This window comes from Campylobacter sp. MG1 (genome assembly GCF_026616895.1).
Taxonomy (GTDB): domain Bacteria; phylum Campylobacterota; class Campylobacteria; order Campylobacterales; family Campylobacteraceae; genus Campylobacter_E.
The window spans coordinates 1-450 of the sequence record NZ_JANYME010000044.1 but is presented as its reverse complement, the minus strand read 5'-3'; the positions used below and the strand labels follow the sequence as shown (position 1 = coordinate 450).

General features: G+C 32.9%; 1 protein-coding gene. It reads right to left on the bottom strand.

Annotated elements, in window-relative coordinates:
• Nucleotides 1-73 precede the first annotated feature (73 nt).
• Nucleotides 74-450, bottom strand: a 377-nt coding sequence (infC, locus tag NY022_RS09605; RefSeq protein WP_267525659.1) for a translation initiation factor IF-3, incomplete at its 5' end; no start/stop codon positions are given.

Below are 450 nucleotides of genomic sequence, written 5' to 3'. Positions count from 1 at the left end.
GATTTGTTCTTTTAAAAATTGCGGATTTTCTTCTAGCATAAGTTTAAAATACAAGCCTTAAAAAGGCTTGTGATTATTTTTTCTTTTTAGGAGTTAATAGCATATTTACATAGCGTCCTTCGAGTAAAGGCTCTTTGTCTCTATCTGCTATATCTTCAACCATTTGCCAAATTTTTTCAAGCAAAGCTACCCCTGCTTCAGGAGAGCCCATCTCACGACCTTTTAAAAACACTCTAAATTTCACATGCTTGCCTTGCTCTAAAAACTCGCTTGCATGTTTGACTTTATAATTAATGTCATTTTGAGCGATTTTCACAGAAAGTTTGATTTCTTTTATATCAATAACTTTTTGTTTTTTCTTTGCTTCTTTTTGTTTCTTTTCTTGTTGATAACGGAATTTTCCATAATCCATTATCTTACATACAGGTGGTTTGGCTTCAGGGGCTATCA